Source organism: Leifsonia tongyongensis (assembly GCF_010686705.1).
Classification (GTDB): domain Bacteria; phylum Actinomycetota; class Actinomycetes; order Actinomycetales; family Microbacteriaceae; genus Diaminobutyricibacter; species Diaminobutyricibacter tongyongensis.
The window spans coordinates 1,380,891-1,398,762 of sequence record NZ_JAAGWY010000001.1; the positions used below are offsets into that span (position 1 = coordinate 1,380,891).

Below are 17,872 nucleotides of genomic sequence, written 5' to 3' on the forward strand. Positions count from 1 at the left end.
GCTCATGCTAATGGCGCATCCGTCCGCTCCCCGGTCGGCTCGACGCGAGCGGCTGGGCTAGGGTCGCCCGTATGGCCATGCACGCCGACGAGCTTCACCTCGACGACGCGGTCGTCGCACGGCTGGTCGCCGAGCAGTTCCCGCAGTGGCGGGAGGAGCCGATCCGCCGGATCGTGACGGACGGGACGGTCAACGCCATCTATCGCATCGGCTCCGAGCTCACGGCCCGCTTCCCACTTCGTCAGGCCGACCCGCGGGAGGTGACTGCAGACCTTTCGCGCGAGGCAGCGGCGATGCAGGAGTTCGGCGCATGCTGTCCGTTCCCGACGCCGATCCGCGTGGCCGTGGGCGTGCCGGGCCACGGCTACCCGCTGCCGTGGTCGGTGCAGACGTGGCTCGCCGGCGACGCTGCCACGCCCGGCGGTCTCGCCGACTCCTCGCAGTTCGCTCGAGACCTCGCCGCGCTCGTGCGCGCGCTCCGCGGCGCCGATACGGGAGGCCGCACCTTCCCTGGAACGGGCCGGGGTGGACGGCTGCGGGACTCCGACGAGTGGATGGAGGTCTGCTTCCGCGAGAGCGAAGGGCTGCTTCCGGTCGCACGGCTACGGAAACTGTGGGCGGGCTTCCGCTCCCTGCCGCGGGCGGGCGATGACGTCATGAGCCACCGCGACCTGATCCCCGCCAACCTCCTCGTCGACGGCGAGCAGCTGGTCGGGGTGCTCGACGCGGGCGATTTCGCGCCGGCCGACCCGTCGCTCGACCTGGTCGCGGCCTGGCATCTGCTCGACGCGGACGCGCGCAGGGTGTTTCGATCAGACCTGGGATGCGGCGACCTCGAGTGGCAGCGCGGTGCCGCCTGGGCGTTCCAGCAGGCGATGGGGCTCCCGTGGTACTACCGGGATTCGAACCCGGGCATGGCTTCGCTCGGCCATAGCACCCTCACGCGCATCCTCGCCGCCCCGGAGATCACTCCCGAGCGCAGAACCTAGGCGCGCACGTCGACGAGGGTGCGGCCACGGACGTGGCCTGCGAGGATCTCGGCCGACATGGGCACGGCGTCGGCGAGGGGGATCGACGTCGTCATCTCGGCGAGCAGTGCGGGGTCGAGGTCGGTGGCGAGCCTGGCCCACGCCGCCTCGCGCTGGGCGAGGGGCGCATCCACCGAATTGATGCCCACCAGGGTGACGGCGCGCAGGATGAACGGCAAGACCGTGGCGGGCAGGTCGCTGCCCTGCGCGAGCCCGCACGCGGCGACCGTTCCGCCGTACACCGTCTGGGCGAGCGCGTTGGCGAGCGTGTGGCTTCCGACGGCGTCGACGACCCCGCTCCAGCGCTGGCTCTGCAGCGGTTTGCCCGGGTCGCTCAGTTCGGCGCGGTCGATGATCGTGGAGGCACCGAGGCGCTCGAGGTAGGCGGACTCCTCAACGCGGCGGCCAGTGGATGCGGTGACCGGGTACCCGAGTTTCGCGAGGATCGCGACGGCGACGGAGCCGACACCTCCGGCGGCTCCGGTGACGAGGATGCTCAGTCCGGCGTCCTTCGTTGTCGCCGCCGTCACCCCGTTCCGTTCGAGAGCGAGCACGGCGAGCATGGCCGTGAAGCCGGCCGTGCCGATCGCAGCCGCCTGTTCGCTGGTGAGCGCATCCGGAACCCGCACGAGTGCGGCGCCGTCCACCCGCGCACGCTCCGCGAGGCCACCGTGGTGGCGCTCGCCGATGCCGGAGCCGTTCAGCACCACCCGGTCTCCGGGCGACCAGCGGGGGTCATCCGACAGCTCGACCGTCCCGACGAGGTCGATGCCGGGGATCAGCGGCGAGATCCGGGCGACCCCAGGCCTGCCTGCGATGGCGAGGCCGTCCTTGAAGTTGAGGCCCGAGTATTCGACCGCGATGGTCACGGCTCCCGGCATCAGCAGAGCGTCGGTCAGGCGTCTCACCTCGGCGGTGTGGGCAAGGATGCGGCCCGACTCCGTCTCCTGTTCGATCACGATGGCACGGAACTCAGTCATGGCCTCACGATACGCGGACGCTCGACCCTCGGCAGCATAGCTGCCGCGGCGCTGGCGTCGCGGGATCGCAGTGCGATCCTTTCAGCTCCAGCGCGTCAGCCACTTCGGGACATCCCCGCCAGCTCGACCGGGCGGGGATGCCTCTAAATGGAGGGCACGCGCCGGATGCGCGCCTCAGCTGATGTCGCGTCGCCAGCTCACGAAATAGCCCGCAATCACGAACAGCGCGGCGTAAGCGGCCAGCACCAGGCCGCCCTGCCACCATTCGAGTGCCGCCGCTGTCGCCGCCGCGGGCGACGAGATCGTGAAGACGCTGGAGCCGACGAGGGCATCGCTGGCGGCCCCGGGCAGGAACTTGCCGATGTTCGCCGTGACCTCCGAGAACGAGGTCGCGAGGCGCAGGAGCGGCTCGACGAACTGGGTGAACGCGAGCACGATCACGATCGTCGCGACCTGGTTGGGCACCAGGGTGCCGAGCCCGACCCCGATCAGCGCCCACAGCGCCATCGCCAGGATCGACCGCCCCACCTGGGCCCACGTCGCCGAGTCGCCGAGTGCCGTGTCGACACCCACGATGGCCAGCGCGAGGGCGCCGACCCCGACCGCGGCGACCAGGGCGACGACCCCGTAGACCGCACCGACGACGAAGGTCGAGGTGACCTTGGCGCCCAGCACCTGGCCGCGTCGTGGATTGGCGAGGAAGGTCGGCGTGAGCGTCTGGTGCCGGTACTCGCCGGTGGTCGCCAGCGCACCGAGCAGCACGGGGAACACGTAACCCACGGAGGTCGCGAAGCTGTACACGAGAGGTGCCAGGTTGTGGAAGGCCGCGGCCGCAGCCCCCGCATTTCCGGTGCCCCGGGTGATCTTGCCGGTCGAGATCAGACCGAACAGCGTGCCGAGCCCTCCGGAGATGAGCCCGATGTAGAGGAAGAGCACGATGGCCAGCAGCCACCACATGCGCGTCGTACCGATCTTGGTGAATTCCGAGCGCACCCCGGCGAGGAAGGCGTTCACAGCGAGCCTCCTTCGCCGACGAGTGTGAGGAACGATTCTTCGAGACCCGATCGATGGCGATGCAGGGAGCTCAGTTCGATGCCGGCAACGAACGCCACGTGTCCGACCTGCGCCGGCTCGGCATTCTCCACCAGCACGCCGCTGCGCAGTTCGGACACCGTGAAACCGGATGCGCGGAGAGCGCCGACCAGTGCCGGCCGGTCGGGCGATTCGACGATCGTCTGCGGTCCGCCGGCCGGGTCGAGGCTGGCGAGTGTCCCGCGGTGCACGAGCTCGCCCTTCGCGATGATCACGACCTCGTCCACGCTCTGCTGCACTTCGGAGAGCAGGTGGGAACTGACCAGGATCGTGCGGCCCTCGTTGGCGAGCTCCCGCAGGAAGAGCCGGATCCATTTGATGCCTTCAGGGTCGAGGCCGTTGACCGGCTCGTCGAGCACCAGCACGCCCGGGTCGCCGAGCAGGGCGAACGCGAGGCCGAGGCGCTGGCGCATGCCGAGGGAGTAGCCGCCGACGCGGCGGTCCGCATAGTCCGTGAGCCCGACCTTGTGCAGGGCGACGTCGACCGTGGCCGACGGGAGCCGCGCGGCCTGCGCGTACACGAGGAGGTGGTTGCGCGCGCTGCGGCCCGGGTGGAAGCTCGACGCTTCGAGCGCTGCGCCGACCGAGGTCAGCGGGGACTCGAGACGGGCGTACGGGACTCCGCCGAACGTCGCGGTGCCCGCGTTCGGCGCGATCAGGCCCAGCAGCATCCGCAGCGTCGTGGTCTTGCCCGCGCCGTTCGGCCCCAGAAAGCCGGTGACCCGTCCGGGCTCGACCGTGAAGCTCAGGTCGCTGACGGCCGCGACCGGCCCGAAGTGTTTGGTCAACCCGGAAATCTCGATCGGTACACCGGTCGGCAACGGAACCCCCCTCGATTGGCGCGCACGTTCGGTACAAAATGCAGCCGGTCCAGGATGCAGTCGGTCCAGAATGCGGCGCTCGCCGCCAGCGTACAGCCCGGCCACCGTGATTCAGCGGCACTCGCGGGCATACGATGAGGCCATGCCACGGACGACGGTGGGCAAGACGAGGACGCCGATCGTGCGTGCCGGGTCATCACACGTCGTAGCGGACAATCTCTTCTTCGTCTTCGGCGGGATCTCGGCGGTGTGGCTCGCCGTCCTCGTGCTCACCGAGAGTTTCCGGTGGGGCTGGTTCCTCATCCTCTTCTTCCTGCTGTTCTGGGTGGTGCTCGCGTACCTGGTGCTGCCGCGGCTCCACCGCATCCTGACCTCCATCTACGTGCCCGACTACTTCATCGGCCGCACCCGTACGAGCGACGGCCTGCTCGGCGACCCGATCAACCTCGCGCTTCTCGGGTCGGAGGCGCAGGTGGATGCCGCGATGCGGCGCGCGAACTGGATCCGCGCCGACGAGATCACCCTCGCCAGCAGCTGGCGGATCATCACGTCGACGCTGGGGCGCCGCAGTTACGACGAGGCCCCGGTGAGTCCTCTGTTCCTGTTCGGCCACCAGCAGGAGCTCGCCTACCAGCAGGAGGTGGAGGGCAACCCGGCCAAGCGCCATCATGTGCGGTTCTGGCCGACGCCAGACGGCTGGCTGCTCCCGGGCGGCCGCCGCGTGGAATGGCTGGCGGCGGGCACCTTCGACCGGGCGGTCGGCTTCTCCCTCTTCACGCTGCAGATCACCCACAAGATCGACGCGAACACCGACGTCGAACGGGACCACATCGTCGCAACGCTCCGGTCGGCGGATGCGCCCATCGCGGTCGACGTCCTGCGCGAGTTCTCGAGCGGTTACCACGCGCGCAACGGCGGCGGCGACACGATCGAGACCGACGGCGACCTGCCCGTGGTCGACCTGCGGAGTGTGGTTCCCGGGCAGGAGTCGATCGACGTCGCGGCGCACGTGGCGGCAAGCCGGGCAGCGGAACAGGCGGCGCGGCCCATCCCCACCACCCTGGGGTTCCTGCTGATGCTGCTGCGGGTCGTGGCAGGCTTCGTCTACATCGGGCTGACCCTCGCCGACGTCCGCGGCTTCCTTCAGACGGACGTGGTCTCGCAATCCGCGCCCACGCCGGAACAGCCTGCGGCAGGCACCTGGGTCATCGCGATCTTCCTCGTGGTGGTCGGGCTCTGGCTGCTGCTGTACCTGTGGGTGGCCATCCTCGTCTTCCGCGGCAGCGATCGCGCACGGGTGTTCGCGATGAGCCTCAGCAGCCTGGCGATCATCGCGACGGCCATCGTCTTCTTCAGCGGCGGGCCACAGCTCAATCTGCAGAACAACATCCTGGGGCTGCCGCTCGACATCCTCGTCGTGATCGCGCTGTCGAGTCAGCGGGCGCGGACGTGGGCGCGCCGGCCGCGGGCTGCGACGGCGAGCGCGCGCGTCACGCCATCGGCTTCCTCGGCCCCGACGACTTGAGGGCGGACTCCTCGGCGTCGAGGAACGCCAGCACCGAACGCACCGCCAGCTCCTGGTACCGGCCCTCCGATCGGGCCTCGAGAACGGCCGAGCGCTCGGCTTTGATCATCGACCGCCGCAGCCGCTGGTAGGCGATCGCCGCATCCTCACCGTCCGGCGGGGTCGGGTTCTCGAGTGCGTCGGCGAGGAACACCGCGTTGATACGCAGCCGCTCGACCACGCGCTGGTCCTCGTCGCCGGTGACCTCCTGCTCCAGCTTCGCGAGGCCCGCGGTCTGCGCCTCGGCCAGCAGGCGCTGCATCTCACCGGACTCCTGCTGGAAGTCGGGTGGCGGCAGCTTCAGACGACGGATGACCCACGGGAGCGCGAGCCCCTCGAGAAGCGTGCCGACCACGACGATGAAGGCGAGGAACTGGAGGAACTCGCGATCGGGTGTTCCCGGAGGCAGCAGGAACACCGCGGCCAGCGTGACCACGCCGCGGATGCCGGCGAACGACACCGCGATGCCGGTCGCCCAGTTCCAGCCGCGTTCCCGCAGTCGTTGAGGGCCGTACCGGTAGAGCGCCGTCGTGAGAATCATCCAGACGAACCGCGCGACGAAGAGCGCGACCAGGACGACGATGCTCGTCACGATGGTGCGCCCGATGGTGATGCCCGAGTTGAACGCGCCGGTGGCGATGCCCGCGAGTTCGAGGCCGATGAAGAGGAAGACCGCGTTCTCGAGCAGGAACGAGATCGTGCGCCAGTTGATCGTCTCGGCGATCCGCGCCTCCGCCGTCTGGATCGTCGGCGAACGGTAGCCCAGATACAGGCCCGCGACGACGACAGCGAGGATGCCCGACCCGTGGAGGAACTGCGCGGGGATGAACGCGAGGTACGGCGTGATCAGACCGATCGAGGTGTCGAGGACGGGCGCCCGTAACTGCTTGCGGATCGTCGACAGCACATAGCCGACGAGCAGCCCGACAGCCACGCCCACCACGACGGCGAGCACGAAATCGGTCGCGATCGCGATCGGATTCACCACGCTCACGATGGCGGCGATGGTCGCATTCAGCGCGACCAGAGCGGTCGCGTCGTTGAGCAGGCTCTCGCCCTCGAGCAGGGTGACGAGACGTCTCGGCAGATGAAGGCGGCCCGCGACCGCGGTCACTGCGACGGTGTCCGTGGGTGCCACCACCGCCCCGAACGCGAAGGCCGCCGCGAGGGTGAGGGTCGGGACGACCAGCCAGGTGGCGAAGCCGACGACGATCACCGTGAACACCACGAGACCGACGGAGAGCAGGAGGATACCGTCGCGGCGGGCTCGCACGTCGACGAACGACGTCTGGATGGCAGCGGCGAACAGCAGCGGAGGGAGCAGGCCGTAGAGGATGATCTCCGGCTGGATCTGCACCTGCGGCACACCCGGAATGTAGGAGACGATCGCGCCGACCGCGACCAGCACGACCGGAGCCGACCATCCGACCCGGCGTGAAAGCCCGGTGACCGTGACGGTCACCAGCACGAACGACACGATCCAGACGATGGTGGCGACCGGATCCATGCTGCCCATGATGGCCGCAACGCGCGCCGGACGCTATTGCTTCCGCGGGATTGCGCGTCGCGTTCCGCCGAGAGCGATCAGCTCAGGCGGCGACCGGATGCACGGGGCAGCGCGCCTCGCCGGCGTGCGATTCGCACACCACGAGCTGTTCGCGGCACGAAAGGTCGCCGCAGTTCTGCATCCGCTTCGTCGACATCCCGCACATGACGCAGTGGCCGAGAACGGATGCGTGGTCGCTGAAATCGAGCGAACCGCGCTTGTCGAAGACGTACAGCGAGCCCTCCCACAGACTGTCGTCGCCGAACGTCTCGCCGTAGCGGACGATGCCGCCGTCGAGCTGGTACACCTCGCCGAAGCCGCGCGACTTCATCAGCCCGGAGAGCACCTCGCAGCGGATCCCGCCGGTGCAGTACGTGACGACCGCCTTGTCCTTCAAGTGGTCGTACTTGCCGCTCTCGAGTTCGGCCACGAAATCGCGGGTCGTGGAGACGTCGGGGACCACCGCATCCCGGAATCGCCCGATCTGCGCCTCGAAACGGTTGCGGCCGTCGAAGAAGACGACGTCGTCGCGGCTGGCGACCAGGGCGTCGACCTCGTGCGGCTGCAGTTTCGTGCCACCGCCGATGACGCCGTGGGCGCCGACCGTCAGTTCGCCTGGAGCACCGAAGCTGACGATCTCGTCGCGCACCTTCACCACCAGCTTCGGGAAGTCGACGCTGCGCCCCTCGTCGTCGAGACCGGTGCCCTCGCTCCACTTGACGTCGAGGTTCTTGAATGCGGGGTAGTCCTTCGTCTTGCGCAGGTACCGCTTGACCGCGCTGAGTTCACCACCGATGGTGCCGTTCAGTCCATCCTTCGAGATCAGGATGCGCCCGCGGAGCCCGAGCGACTCGCAGAGGTCGCGCTGCCACAGGCGCACGGCGTCGGGGTCGGCGAGCGGCGTGAAGACGTAAAAGAGCAGGATCTTCGGAACGGGCACCGCACCATGGTAGGCGCGCACGGCTGAGAACACTCTCAGCGGCGCTTCTCGCACAGAAGGGGGAATGCTCAGGCGGCCACGATGGGATAGTTGAAGAATGCCACAGGCGCGACGCGGGAAACGACGGGGGAGGGATGCCATGAGCACGCTGATCATCATCCCCACCTACAACGAGCGCGAGAACGTGGCCTCGATTGTCGGGCGCGTCCGGGCGTCCACCCCCGATGTCTTCGTTCTCGTCGTCGACGACTCGTCACCGGACGGCACAGGCGAGATCGCGGATGCGCTCGCCGCGGCAGACGACCATGTCAGGGTTCTCCACCGAGCCGGCAAGGAAGGCCTGGGCGCGGCCTACCGCGAGGGCATGCAGTGGGCGCTGGCCGCAGGCTACGACCGCATCGTCGAGATGGATGCGGACGGCTCGCACCGCCCCGAAGAACTGCACCGCCTGCTCGAGGCGGTCGAAACGGCGGATGTCGTGCTCGGCTCACGCTGGGTCCCCGGCGGCGGTGTGGAGAACTGGCCGGCGAGCCGGCGTCTGCTCTCACGCGGCGGGAGCGCGTACTCGCGCCTCGCCCTCGGTGTGCCCGTCAAGGATGCGACCGGCGGGTACCGCGCCTTCACGGCTCGTGCGCTGGAGCGCATCCGGTTCACCGACGTCGCCAGCCAGGGCTACTGCTTCCAGATCGATATGCTCCGACGGGCATACGACGAGGGCCTGCGGATCGTGGAGGTTCCGATCACCTTCGTCGAGCGTGAGCACGGTGCGTCCAAGATGACCACCGGCATCGTCGTCGAGGCGATGCTCCGCGTGACCGGCTGGGGGATCATGGGGCTTCCGCGACGGTTCCGGCGGCGCCCGGAGCCGACTGCGCCGATCGAGGAACCCGTCGAGCTGTAGGAGCTCCGCAAGGATCGTGGACGAAGGCGAACCCACCGGCGTAGCGTTGCGGGCATGACAGTTGAAGACCCATTCGCACGCTTCGGCGTGGTGCCCCTGTTCACCCTGACGAGCGACGACGTTGCAGACGACACCCCGTTGGCCTGGGCGCAATGGGGAGCCGGCGACGGCGGAGGCGACCTCTCGCCCCAGTTGTCCTGGAGCGGCTTCCCCGCCGAGACGAAGAGCTTCGCCGTGACCATCCACGACCCGGATGCGCCGACCGGCTCGGGATTCTGGCACTGGGCCGTCTACAACATCCCGGTCACGGTGACGTCGCTGCCGACCGGTGCCGGCGCGGAAGGGGGAGCGAACCTGCCCGTCGGCGCGGCCATGCTCTCGAACGAGATGGGCGCCAAGAGCTACACCGGCGCGGGGCCGCCACCGGGAACCGGAACGCACCACTACAACACCGTGGTGCACGCGCTGGACATCGCGCGACTGGAGCTCGACCCCGGGTCGACGCCCGCGATCCTCGGCTTCAACGCGCACTTCCACTCGCTGGCGCGTGCCGTGCTCGTACCGATCGCGACCGCCGGCGACATCTGAGTCGGGCGCGCGAGCCGCGCGAGCGTCCATCGCACGCATCCGCACTAGCTGTTTCCCGGCGCACGTCGTTGTACGAGTGCGCTGGGACGCAGCGAGTGCGCTGAGGCGAGCGTGGCTTGTCGGGCGGGCGGCGATGTCGCCGACCGCGTGCATCCGCACTTGTTACTTCCAAGCGCACTCGTTTGTATTAGTGCGCTGGGACGCAACGAGTGCGCTGAGGCGAGCGTGGCTTGCCGGGCGGGCGGCGATGTCGCCGACCGCGTGCATCCGCACTTGTTACTTCCCAGCGCACTCGTTTGTATTAGTGCGCTGGGACGCAACGAGTGCGCTGAGGTGAACGTGGCTTGCCGCCAGGCCTGCTAGGGGCACGACGGGCGGCCTGAAGAAGGGGCGCCCGTGCGGGCGCGCGACTTTGGGCGGCGCGGGCGCCGCGCGGGAGGTCTGCGCACAGGTTCTGAACCTGTGCACAGGTTGCAGCGTGTGCGCTCGTTCAGAGAGTGTGCGCGGGCGGCACCGGCACCGACCGCGCGCATCCGCACTAGCTTGTTCCCGGCGCACGTGGTTGTACGAGTGCGCTGGGACGCAGCGAGTGCGCTGAGGAGTGTGCTGGGACGCCCCGAGCGCGATCGAGCGACGCCAGCGTGCTCGGACGCCGCTAGTGCTTGTTGCCCGTGAGGGCCAGCACGCCGCCGAGGCCGATCATCATGACGCCGCCGGCGGTGCCCAGATGCTCCACCCGCCGGGGTGAGCGCGCGAACCAATGCCGCGCCGTCCCCGCGATGAGCGCCCAGGTGCTGTCGCTGAGGAGCGCGAGCACGAAGAAGACGAGCCCCAGTTCGAACATCTGCAGCGGGATGAACCCGGCGCTGTAGTCGACGAACTGCGGCAGCACGGCGACGAAGAAGACGAGCGTCTTCGGGTTGGTCAGCCCGACGAAGAACCCTTCGGCGAGGATGCGAACGCTGGACTTTCTCCTCGGCAGCGCAGCTGCCTCGGCGCTGGCGTCGCCGGATTGCGGTGCAATCCCCTCAGCTCCAGCGCGCAGCGTCACCGCGGTGTGCCTCCGATGACGGATCGCCTGGATCCCGAGGTAGACGAGGTACGCGGCGCCGGCGAACTTGATGATCGAGAAGAGGACGAGCGACTGCGCCACGACCGCGCCGACCCCGACGGCGACGGCGACGATCAGGGGGAGCATCCCGAGCGCGTTCCCGAGAACACTGAGCAGACCGCCCAGGCGACCGAGCGCGATCGACCGGCCGATCACGAAGAGCACGCTCGGCCCGGGGATCACGATGAGGGCCAGCGAGGTGAGCGCGAACGCGAGGAGCGAGGGCGCAGGAACCATTCCGACATCGTAGACCCGGCTGCGAACGGCGGCGTACGATCCGACGTGTGACGGACTACAGCGATCTCAAGGCGATCTACATCAACTGCACACTGAAACGCAGCCCGGAGGTGAGCAACACCCAAGGTCTCCTCGACCGTTCGATCGCCCTGATGCGCGAACAGGGCGTCCATGTCACGGCTGTTCGCGCCATCGACCACGACCTCGCGACCGGCGTCTACCCCGACATGACCGCGCACGGCTGGGACCACGACGGCTGGCCGCAGCTGTGGCCGAAAGTGGAGGCTGCGGACATCCTGGTGCTGGGCGGTCCGATCTGGCTCGGCGACAACGGATCGGTGACCCGGCAGATCATCGAACGACTGTATGCCATGAGCGGCATGTTCAACGACAAGGGCCAGTACGTCTACTACGGCAAGACCGCCGGAGTGGTGATCACCGGCAACGAAGACGGTGTGAAGCACTCGGCGATGAGCCTCCTGTACAGCCTTCAGCACATCGGCTATGTGATCCCGCCGCAGGCCGACGCGGGCTGGATCGGCGAGATCGGGCCTGGGCCCAGCTACCTCGACGAGGGCTCGGGCGGTCCGCAGAACGACTTCACCAACCGCAACACGACCTTCCTGACCTGGAACCTGCTGCACATGGCGAGGATCCTCAAGGACGCCGGCGGGTTCCCCGCGTTCGGCAACCTCCGTGCGCAATGGGACAACGGCGAACGGTTCGGGTACGACGCGAACCCGGAGTACCGCTGATGCACGCCGGGGTCTGGGCGTCGCTGGGCGGCGTGCGCCTGACCGCCGCTCTCGAGGGCCTCGGCTTCGACTGGGTCGGCATCGACGCGCAGCACGGGCATCACGACGACCGCAGCATCCGCGACATCCTGAGCCTGCGGCGCGAGCCCAGGGCGACTGTGCTGGTGCGGGTCGCGGCGAACGACCCGACAATGATCGGCCGCGCCCTCGACGCAGGGGCGGATGGCGTGATCGTGCCGCTCGTGGGTTCACCCGAGGAGGCTGCCGCCGCGGTGGCCGCCGCCCACCATCCGCCGAGGGGCACACGCAGCTGGGGGCCGCTCGCCGGCTACGAGATCGACCTGGCACGCCCCCCGATGTGCGCGGTCATGGTCGAGACGGCGGATGCGCTCGAGCAGGTCGCCGGGATCGCGGCAACCCCCGGCGTCGACATGATCTTCGTCGGCCCGTTCGACCTCAGCCTCGCGCTCGGTCTCGAGGTGAACGAACTGATCGCCGACACGTCCGAGCGCTCGCCCCTTCGCCGCGTCGTCGCCGCGTGCTCCGAAGCCGGAATCGTCGCGGGCGCGTTCGCCGGCGCCCCCGAACGTGCCGTGCACCTGCGCGAACACGGATTCGACTGGGTGGCCGTCGACACCGACTCCGGGCTTCTGGCTCTCGGCGCGGCAAGCGCGATGCTGGCGTCGGCGGCCCCTCTGCCGCCCGGCCATTCACGGTAGATTTCTGTTGTGAAGCTCCACAACGTTCGTGTCCACACCAGTGAAGAGAACCTGCCCCGCGAAGGGCAGCTGGCCTGGGCGATCGCCCAGGTCGCGACCGACCCGGTGGAGGTGACGGATGACGTGGCCGACATGGTCGTCAACCGCGTCATCGACAACGCGGCCGTCGCCGCCGCATCGCTCACCCGCCGACCTGTCGTGTCGGCCCGGTCGCAGGCGCTCGCGCACAAGCTCCCGCTGGAGGAGCTGGCCGAGCTGACGGATCCTGCGGCGGCGCTGCAGCGCGGCTCCACCGTCTTCGGAGAGCCCGCGACGGTGCGGGTCTCGCCGGAATGGGCGGCCTGGGCGAACGGGGTCGCGGTGCGCGAGCTCGACTACCACGACACCTTCCTCGCGGCGGAGTATTCGCACCCGGGCGACAACATCCCCCCGATCACGGCGGTCGCGCAGCATGCGGCCGCTCGGTTCGGGCTGACCGGCCGCGACCTCATCCGCGGCATCGCGACCGGCTACGAGATCCAGATCGATCTCGCGACGGCGATCAGCCTGCACGCGCACAAGATCGACCACGTCGCCCACCTGGGCCCCAGCGCCGCGGCCGGCATCGGCACGTTGCTGGGCCTGCCGGCCGAGACGATCTTCCAGGCGGTCGGCCAGGCGCTCCACACGACGACGGCCACCCGTCAGTCACGCAAGGGCGAGATCTCCACCTGGAAGGCGCACGCGCCCGCGTTCGCAGGGAAGATGGCGGTCGAGGCGATCGACCGGGCGATGCGGGGCGAGACGAGCCCCACCCCGATCTACGAGGGCGAGGACGGCGTGATCGCCTGGCTCCTCGACGGGCCCGACGCCTCCTACGACGTACCGCTTCCCGAGCGGGGCGAGGCCAAGAAGGCGATCCTCGACAGTTACACGAAAGAGCACTCCGCGGAGTACCAGGCGCAGGCGCTGATCGACCTGGCGCGGCGGCTTCACGATGCGCATCCGGAACTGGCCGACCCGGCCAATGTCGAGAGCATCGTCATCCACACGTCGCACCACACGCACAATGTGATCGGGTCCGGCTCCAACGACCCCCAGAAGTACGACCCGACCGCGTCGCGCGAGACGCTCGACCACTCCATCCCGTACATCTTCACGGTCGCGCTGCAGGACGGAGGCTGGCACCACGTCGACTCGTACGCACCTGAGCGGGCGGCCCGGCCGGACACCGTGGCCCTCTGGCAGAAGGTCACAACCACCGAAGACCGCGAGTGGACGCTCCGCTACCACTCGCTCGACCCCGCGAAGAAAGCATTCGGCGGTCGCGTGGAGATCCGGCTGACCGACGGCTCGACCATCGTCGACGAGATCGCGGTGGCGGATGCCCACCCACTCGGCGCCCGTCCGTTCGGCCGCGCCGACTACATCGACAAGTTCCGCACGCTCGCCGAGGGCGTCCTCGAGACGTCGGAGATCGAGCGGTTCCTCGACGTCGCGGAGCGTCTGCCGTCGCTCGCCTCCGACGAGCTCGGCGGGCTCACGATCACGGCGAAACCGGGCCTGCTCGACTCGGTGCACACTCCGAGAGGACTCTTCTGATGCTGTACTCGACCGTTCCCGCGCACGAGAAGCGTGCCGCATTCCGTGCCCGGCTGGCGACCGGTGAGCTGTTGCGGCTTCCGGGCGCGTTCAACCCTCTGAGCGCGCGCCTCATCGAACGCAAGGGTTTCGAGGGCGTCTACATCTCGGGCGCGGTGCTGAGCGCCGACCTCGGTCTGCCGGATATCGGCCTCACCACGCTGACCGAGGTCGCGGGGAGGTCTGCGCAGATCGCGCGGATGACCGACCTGCCCGCACTCGTCGACGCCGACACCGGGTTCGGCGAGCCGATGAACGTCGCCCGCACCGTGCAGACTCTCGAGGATGCGGGCGTCGCCGGCCTCCACATCGAAGACCAGGTGAACCCGAAACGCTGCGGTCACCTCGACGGCAAACAGGTGGTGGATGAGAACACCGCCTTGAAGCGCATCCGGGCCGCCGCCGACGCGCGTCGCGATGCCAACCTGCTGATCATGGCCCGGACCGACGTTCGCGCGATCGACGGCCTGGAGGCCGCTATCGACCGGGCCAAGGCGCTCGTCGACGCGGGGGCCGACGCGATCTTCCCCGAGGCCCTGGCCGACCTCTCCGAATTCGAAGCGGTGCGCCGCGCGATCGACGTGCCGATCCTCGCGAACATGACCGAATTCGGCAAGAGCGAGCTCTTCACCACGGACCAGCTGCGTGACGTCGGGGTGAACATCGTGATCTGGCCGGTCTCGCTCCTCCGCCTGGCGATGGGTGCGGCCGAGCGCGGACTCGACCAGCTCCTCGCAGAAGGAACCCTCGAGCCCAAACTCGGTGAAATGCAGCATCGCGCCGACCTGTACGACCTGATTGACTACGAGGGCTACAACACGTTCGACACTTCGGTGTACAACTTCGACATTGCGCGCTGACGAGGCGTTTCGGGCAAGGGAGCAGAGCATGACCGATCCAGAGATCCACAAGGGACTCGCGGGCGTCGTCGTCGATACGACCACGATCTCGAGCGTCAACCCCGAGACGAACTCCCTGCTCTACCGGGGCTACCCGGTGCAGGAGCTCGCCGCGCGCTGCTCCTACGAGGAGGTCGCCTACCTGCTGTTGCACGGCGACCTTCCGAGCGCGGATGAGCTGGTCGCGTTCGAGGCGCTCGAGCGTTCGCTGCGCGGCCTCGACGTGCGCACGCTGAGGATCATCGACGACATCCCGCTCACCGCGCATCCGATGGATGCGGTCCGCACCGCGGTCAGCCAGCTCGGCGCCTTCGATGCCACCCTCCTGCAGCCGGGGGGCATCCTGAACCCCGAACTGAACGACAGCCGCGCCGTGTACCTGCTCGCACAACTGCCGACGATCGTCGCGTACGAGCAGCGCCGGCGTCGCGGGCTCGCCCTGATCGAGCCGCGCGACGACCTCAACTATTCGGAGAACTTCCTCTACATGACGTTCGGCGAGGTCCCGGATGAGGTGGTCGTCGACGCGTTCCGCGTCTCGCTCGTGCTGTACGCGGAGCACTCGTTCAACGCATCCACGTTCACCGCCCGAGTGATCGCATCCACGCTGAGCGATATCTACTCGGCTGTGACCGGCGCGATCGGTGCGCTGAAGGGGCCGCTGCACGGCGGCGCGAACGAGGCCGTGATGCACGCGTTCGACGAGATCGGTTCGGCCGACCGCGCGGCGGCCTGGCTCGACGAATCCCTGGCCGCGAAGCGCAAGATCATGGGTTTCGGCCACCGCGTCTACAAGCACGGCGACTCCCGCGTTCCCACCATGCGGGCGGCGCTCGAAGTGCTGGTCGACCACTACGACCGGCCCGAGATGCTGGAGCTCTACACGGCGCTCGAAACGGCGATGGATGAGCGCAAAGGCATCAAACCCAATCTCGACTACCCCTCGGGGCCCGCCTACAACCTGATGGGTTTCGACACCGAGACGTTCACGCCGCTCTTCGCGGCAGCGCGGATCGCGGGGTGGACCGCCCACATCATGGAGCAGTACTCGTCGAACTCGCTGATCCGGCCCCTCTCGCAGTACACCGGCCAGCCCGAGCGGCACCTGTCGTAGGTTGCCGCACGGCTCGCCGAGAGTCACCCGTCCGGCCGAGTGTCGCCGTTAGGTCGGGTCATCTCGGCGCGATCGGTGACTTTCGTGCGCGGTGGGGCGTGCAGCGGGTACAAGCGCGCGGCCGGGGACGCGGCACCGCGTTGGAGAGTTTCGACAGCCGAGATGAGCATCCGTTGGCTGATGGGTAGCATGACGCGGTGCACATGATCTTCCGGACGATGCTTCACTTCGTCATTTCGCGTTTCGGCCCGCGGCTCGGACACTTCGACGTGGCGTACACGAAGTTCCGCGTCCTCCCCACGGACCTCGACATCCTCAACCACATGAACAACGGTGTGTACCTGTCGATCGCCGACATCGGCCGGTTCGACCTGCTCACCCGCAACGGGGTGTGGGCGATCTTCAAGAAGCTCGGCTGGTACCCGGTGGTGGCGTCGGAGACGATCTCGTTCCGCAAGTCCCTGGAACTGTGGCAGCCGTTCGTCGTCGAGTCGCGTCTGCTCGGGTTCGACGACAATGCGGTCTATGTCGAGCAGCGGTTCACCGTCGACGGTGAGATCTACACCCAGGCGTTCATCCGCGGCCGTTTCCTGAAGAAGAGCGGCGGCGTCGTCGGCATCGACGAACTCCTCGAGGCGGTCGGCCCGGCGCCCCGGGACTCACAGGTCCCCGAGTGGCTCATCGAGTGGGGCGCGGATGCCGCACTCCCGTCGACGCGCGCCGAAGCTCCCAGCGTCTGGGCCGACTGATCCCAGACCGCTTAATGTGTCCGTTCCGGTCGAGCGTTCCCGGCACACCAGGCACGCTCGACCGGAACGGGCACATTCGCGCCCACTCGACCGCCGCCCCGGACGCGCCCCCGGTTTTCCCGGGACGCTGACGTACGATTCCAGCATGGTTCCACTCGCCGAGGCCGCTCCCGTCACCACGGCGACCGCGCCGGCGAGCATCCCCACTGAACCCGGGGGGCGACCGGAATCGCAGCCGGTGACGACCGTCTACCGACCCTCCGAACCGGTCGACCTGCGGCACACGCTCGGCCCCCTCGGCCGCGGCCCGTACGACCCGACGACTGTGTGGGATGCGCGTGGGCTGTGGCGGACGTTCCGCACCCCCGACGGCCCCGTCACCCTTCGGGTGGAGGCGACCTCCGACGGCTTCCGGGCGACCGCCTGGGGTCCCGGTGCGGACTGGGCGATCGCCGGCGTGCCGCAGCTTCTCGGCGGCGACGACGACTGGTCGGCTCTCGACGTGAGCGCATCGCCGCTGCTGCGTGAGAGCAGGCGTCGCAACCCGGGCATCCGCCTGACCCGCACCCGCAGGGTGTTCGAGGCGCTCGCTCCCGCGATCGTCGAGCAGAAGGTCACGAGCGTGGAGGCGTACCGCTCCTGGGCCCGCCTCGTGCGCAGGTTCGGCGAACCGGCGCCCGGGCCGGCCCCGGAGGGGATGCGCGTTGTCCCGTCACCGGTGACCTGGCGCCGCATTCCGTCGTGGGAGTGGCATAAGGCGGGCGTCGACCCTCGGCGTTCGCGTGCGGTCGTCGAATCGGCGACCGTGGCGGACTCGCTCGAGCGGGCCACCGCATCCGCCGCCTCGCTGGCCGAAGCCGCCGCGCGGCTGCGCACGGTGCTCGGTGTCGGAGTGTGGACCGCGGCGGAGACGTTGCAGCGTTCGCACGGCGATCCGGATGCGGTGAGCGTCGGCGACTACCACCTCGCGCACTATGTCGGCTCGGCACTCATCGGCCGCCGGGTCGACGACGACGGGATGCTCGAACTCCTCGAGCCGTGGGCGGGGCAGCGGCAGCGGGTCATCCGGCTGATCCTTGCGAGCGGGCATCGCGACGAGCGCCACGGGCCGCGGATGACCATCCAGGACCACCGTAACCACTGAGCGCGCGCCGCACTCGTTCGGCGCGAGCGCACTCGTTGGGCGCGACCGCACTCGTTGGGCGCGA

At 68.9% G+C, this 17,872-nt stretch carries 17 protein-coding genes; 11 read left to right on the forward strand and 6 right to left on the reverse strand.

All coding sequences use genetic code 11. The features are described from left to right. The first annotated feature begins 71 nt into the window (after nt 1-71). Nucleotides 72-989 carry an aminoglycoside phosphotransferase family protein gene (locus G3T36_RS06700; protein WP_240148256.1) on the forward strand — a complete coding sequence of 306 codons (918 nt, stop codon included), beginning with the start codon at nt 72-74 and terminating at the stop codon, nt 987-989. Here the strand turns inward: G3T36_RS06700 and G3T36_RS06705 are convergent. From G3T36_RS06705 to G3T36_RS06715, 3 genes are all read right to left on the reverse strand, one after another. Continuing rightward, complete coding sequence (locus G3T36_RS06705) at nt 986-2,008, reverse strand: MDR family oxidoreductase (RefSeq protein ID WP_163288758.1); 1,023 nt, start codon at nt 2,006-2,008, stop codon at nt 986-988. The genes G3T36_RS06700 and G3T36_RS06705 overlap by 4 nt on opposite strands. Before the next feature lie 174 nt (nt 2,009-2,182). After that, nucleotides 2,183-3,022 (reverse strand): ABC transporter permease, encoded by an 840-nt coding sequence (locus tag G3T36_RS06710; RefSeq protein ID WP_338031489.1) that lies wholly within the window; start codon nt 3,020-3,022, stop codon nt 2,183-2,185. Continuing rightward, nucleotides 3,019-3,888 (reverse strand): ATP-binding cassette domain-containing protein, encoded by an 870-nt coding sequence (locus tag G3T36_RS06715; RefSeq protein WP_240148257.1) that lies wholly within the window; start codon nt 3,886-3,888, stop codon nt 3,019-3,021. The genes G3T36_RS06710 and G3T36_RS06715 overlap by 4 nt, the downstream gene beginning before the upstream one ends. 175 nt (nt 3,889-4,063) lie before the next feature. Between G3T36_RS06715 and G3T36_RS06720 the strand changes: the two genes are divergently transcribed. Then, the gene (locus G3T36_RS06720) at nt 4,064-5,446 is read left to right on the forward strand and encodes an LssY C-terminal domain-containing protein (protein WP_163288760.1); all 1,383 of its coding nucleotides are present in this window, start codon (nt 4,064-4,066) and stop codon (nt 5,444-5,446) included. On the opposite strand, the gene G3T36_RS06725 is transcribed toward G3T36_RS06720, so the two are convergent. Beyond that, nucleotides 5,412-6,992, reverse strand: a complete 1,581-nt coding sequence (locus G3T36_RS06725; RefSeq protein ID WP_240148258.1) for a Na+/H+ antiporter — start codon at nt 6,990-6,992, stop codon at nt 5,412-5,414. The genes G3T36_RS06720 and G3T36_RS06725 overlap by 35 nt on opposite strands. An 82-nt stretch (nt 6,993-7,074) precedes the next feature. Continuing rightward, nucleotides 7,075-7,971 (reverse strand): oxygen-dependent tRNA uridine(34) hydroxylase TrhO, encoded by an 897-nt coding sequence (gene trhO / locus G3T36_RS06730; RefSeq protein ID WP_163288762.1) that lies wholly within the window; start codon nt 7,969-7,971, stop codon nt 7,075-7,077. 139 nt (nt 7,972-8,110) lie between these two features. Here trhO and G3T36_RS06735 point away from each other — a divergent pair, with 139 nt between their 5' ends. Both G3T36_RS06735 and G3T36_RS06740 read left to right on the forward strand, forming a co-directional pair. Then, complete coding sequence (locus tag G3T36_RS06735) at nt 8,111-8,872, forward strand: polyprenol monophosphomannose synthase (protein WP_163288763.1); 762 nt, start codon at nt 8,111-8,113, stop codon at nt 8,870-8,872. 54 nt (nt 8,873-8,926) lie between these two features. Next, nucleotides 8,927-9,460 carry a YbhB/YbcL family Raf kinase inhibitor-like protein gene (locus G3T36_RS06740; protein ID WP_163288764.1) on the forward strand — a complete coding sequence of 178 codons (534 nt, stop codon included), beginning with the start codon at nt 8,927-8,929 and terminating at the stop codon, nt 9,458-9,460. Between the two features lie 655 nt (nt 9,461-10,115). Here the strand turns inward: G3T36_RS06740 and G3T36_RS06745 are convergent. Next, nucleotides 10,116-10,808 (reverse strand): LysE family translocator, encoded by a 693-nt coding sequence (locus G3T36_RS06745; protein WP_163288765.1) that lies wholly within the window; start codon nt 10,806-10,808, stop codon nt 10,116-10,118. Between the two features lie 47 nt (nt 10,809-10,855). On the opposite strand from G3T36_RS06745, the gene G3T36_RS06750 reads away from it, so the two are divergent. The 7 genes from G3T36_RS06750 to G3T36_RS06780 all read left to right on the forward strand — a co-directional run bounded on the left by G3T36_RS06750 (nt 10,856) and on the right by G3T36_RS06780 (nt 17,808). Beyond that, entirely contained in the window at nt 10,856-11,563 is a 708-nt protein-coding gene (locus G3T36_RS06750; RefSeq protein ID WP_163288766.1) for an NAD(P)H-dependent oxidoreductase, read from the forward strand. Next, nucleotides 11,563-12,282: an HpcH/HpaI aldolase family protein gene (locus G3T36_RS06755; RefSeq protein ID WP_163288767.1), complete on the forward strand. Its 720-nt coding sequence runs from the start codon at nt 11,563-11,565 to the stop codon at nt 12,280-12,282. Before G3T36_RS06750 ends, G3T36_RS06755 begins: the two co-directional genes overlap by 1 nt. Before the next feature lie 9 nt (nt 12,283-12,291). Continuing rightward, nucleotides 12,292-13,863: an MmgE/PrpD family protein gene (locus tag G3T36_RS06760; RefSeq protein WP_163288768.1), complete on the forward strand. Its 1,572-nt coding sequence runs from the start codon at nt 12,292-12,294 to the stop codon at nt 13,861-13,863. Beyond that, a complete protein-coding gene (gene prpB / locus G3T36_RS06765) occupies nt 13,863-14,762 on the forward strand; it encodes a methylisocitrate lyase (RefSeq protein ID WP_163288769.1) in 900 nt (299 codons plus the stop codon). Before G3T36_RS06760 ends, prpB begins: the two co-directional genes overlap by 1 nt. 28 nt (nt 14,763-14,790) lie before the next feature. Continuing rightward, nucleotides 14,791-15,915: a bifunctional 2-methylcitrate synthase/citrate synthase gene (locus tag G3T36_RS06770; protein ID WP_163288770.1), complete on the forward strand. Its 1,125-nt coding sequence runs from the start codon at nt 14,791-14,793 to the stop codon at nt 15,913-15,915. A 203-nt stretch (nt 15,916-16,118) separates the two neighbouring features. After that, on the forward strand, nt 16,119-16,664 hold the full coding sequence (locus G3T36_RS06775; protein ID WP_163289125.1) for a thioesterase family protein: 546 nt from the start codon (nt 16,119-16,121) through the stop codon (nt 16,662-16,664). A gap of 145 nt (nt 16,665-16,809) precedes the next feature. Next, nucleotides 16,810-17,808, forward strand: a complete 999-nt coding sequence (locus G3T36_RS06780; RefSeq protein WP_193570876.1) for a DNA-3-methyladenine glycosylase family protein — start codon at nt 16,810-16,812, stop codon at nt 17,806-17,808. Nucleotides 17,809-17,872: the final 64 nt, after the last annotated feature.

Coding starts and splice junctions, on each gene's coding strand:
- G3T36_RS06700 (WP_240148256.1), top strand. CDS start 72: ATGGCCATGCACGCCGACGAGCTTCACCTCGACGACGCGGTCGTCGCA.
- G3T36_RS06735 (WP_163288763.1), top strand. CDS start 8,111: ATGAGCACGCTGATCATCATCCCCACCTACAACGAGCGCGAGAACGTG.
- G3T36_RS06705 (WP_163288758.1), bottom strand. CDS start 2,008: ATGACTGAGTTCCGTGCCATCGTGATCGAACAGGAGACGGAGTCGGGC.
- G3T36_RS06740 (WP_163288764.1), top strand. CDS start 8,927: ATGACAGTTGAAGACCCATTCGCACGCTTCGGCGTGGTGCCCCTGTTC.
- G3T36_RS06770 (WP_163288770.1), top strand. CDS start 14,791: ATGACCGATCCAGAGATCCACAAGGGACTCGCGGGCGTCGTCGTCGAT.
- G3T36_RS06725 (WP_240148258.1), bottom strand. CDS start 6,992: ATGGATCCGGTCGCCACCATCGTCTGGATCGTGTCGTTCGTGCTGGTG.
- G3T36_RS06720 (WP_163288760.1), top strand. CDS start 4,064: ATGCCACGGACGACGGTGGGCAAGACGAGGACGCCGATCGTGCGTGCC.
- prpB (WP_163288769.1), top strand. CDS start 13,863: ATGCTGTACTCGACCGTTCCCGCGCACGAGAAGCGTGCCGCATTCCGT.
- G3T36_RS06745 (WP_163288765.1), bottom strand. CDS start 10,808: ATGGTTCCTGCGCCCTCGCTCCTCGCGTTCGCGCTCACCTCGCTGGCC.
- G3T36_RS06775 (WP_163289125.1), top strand. CDS start 16,119: ATGATCTTCCGGACGATGCTTCACTTCGTCATTTCGCGTTTCGGCCCG.
- G3T36_RS06755 (WP_163288767.1), top strand. CDS start 11,563: ATGCACGCCGGGGTCTGGGCGTCGCTGGGCGGCGTGCGCCTGACCGCC.
- G3T36_RS06780 (WP_193570876.1), top strand. CDS start 16,810: ATGGTTCCACTCGCCGAGGCCGCTCCCGTCACCACGGCGACCGCGCCG.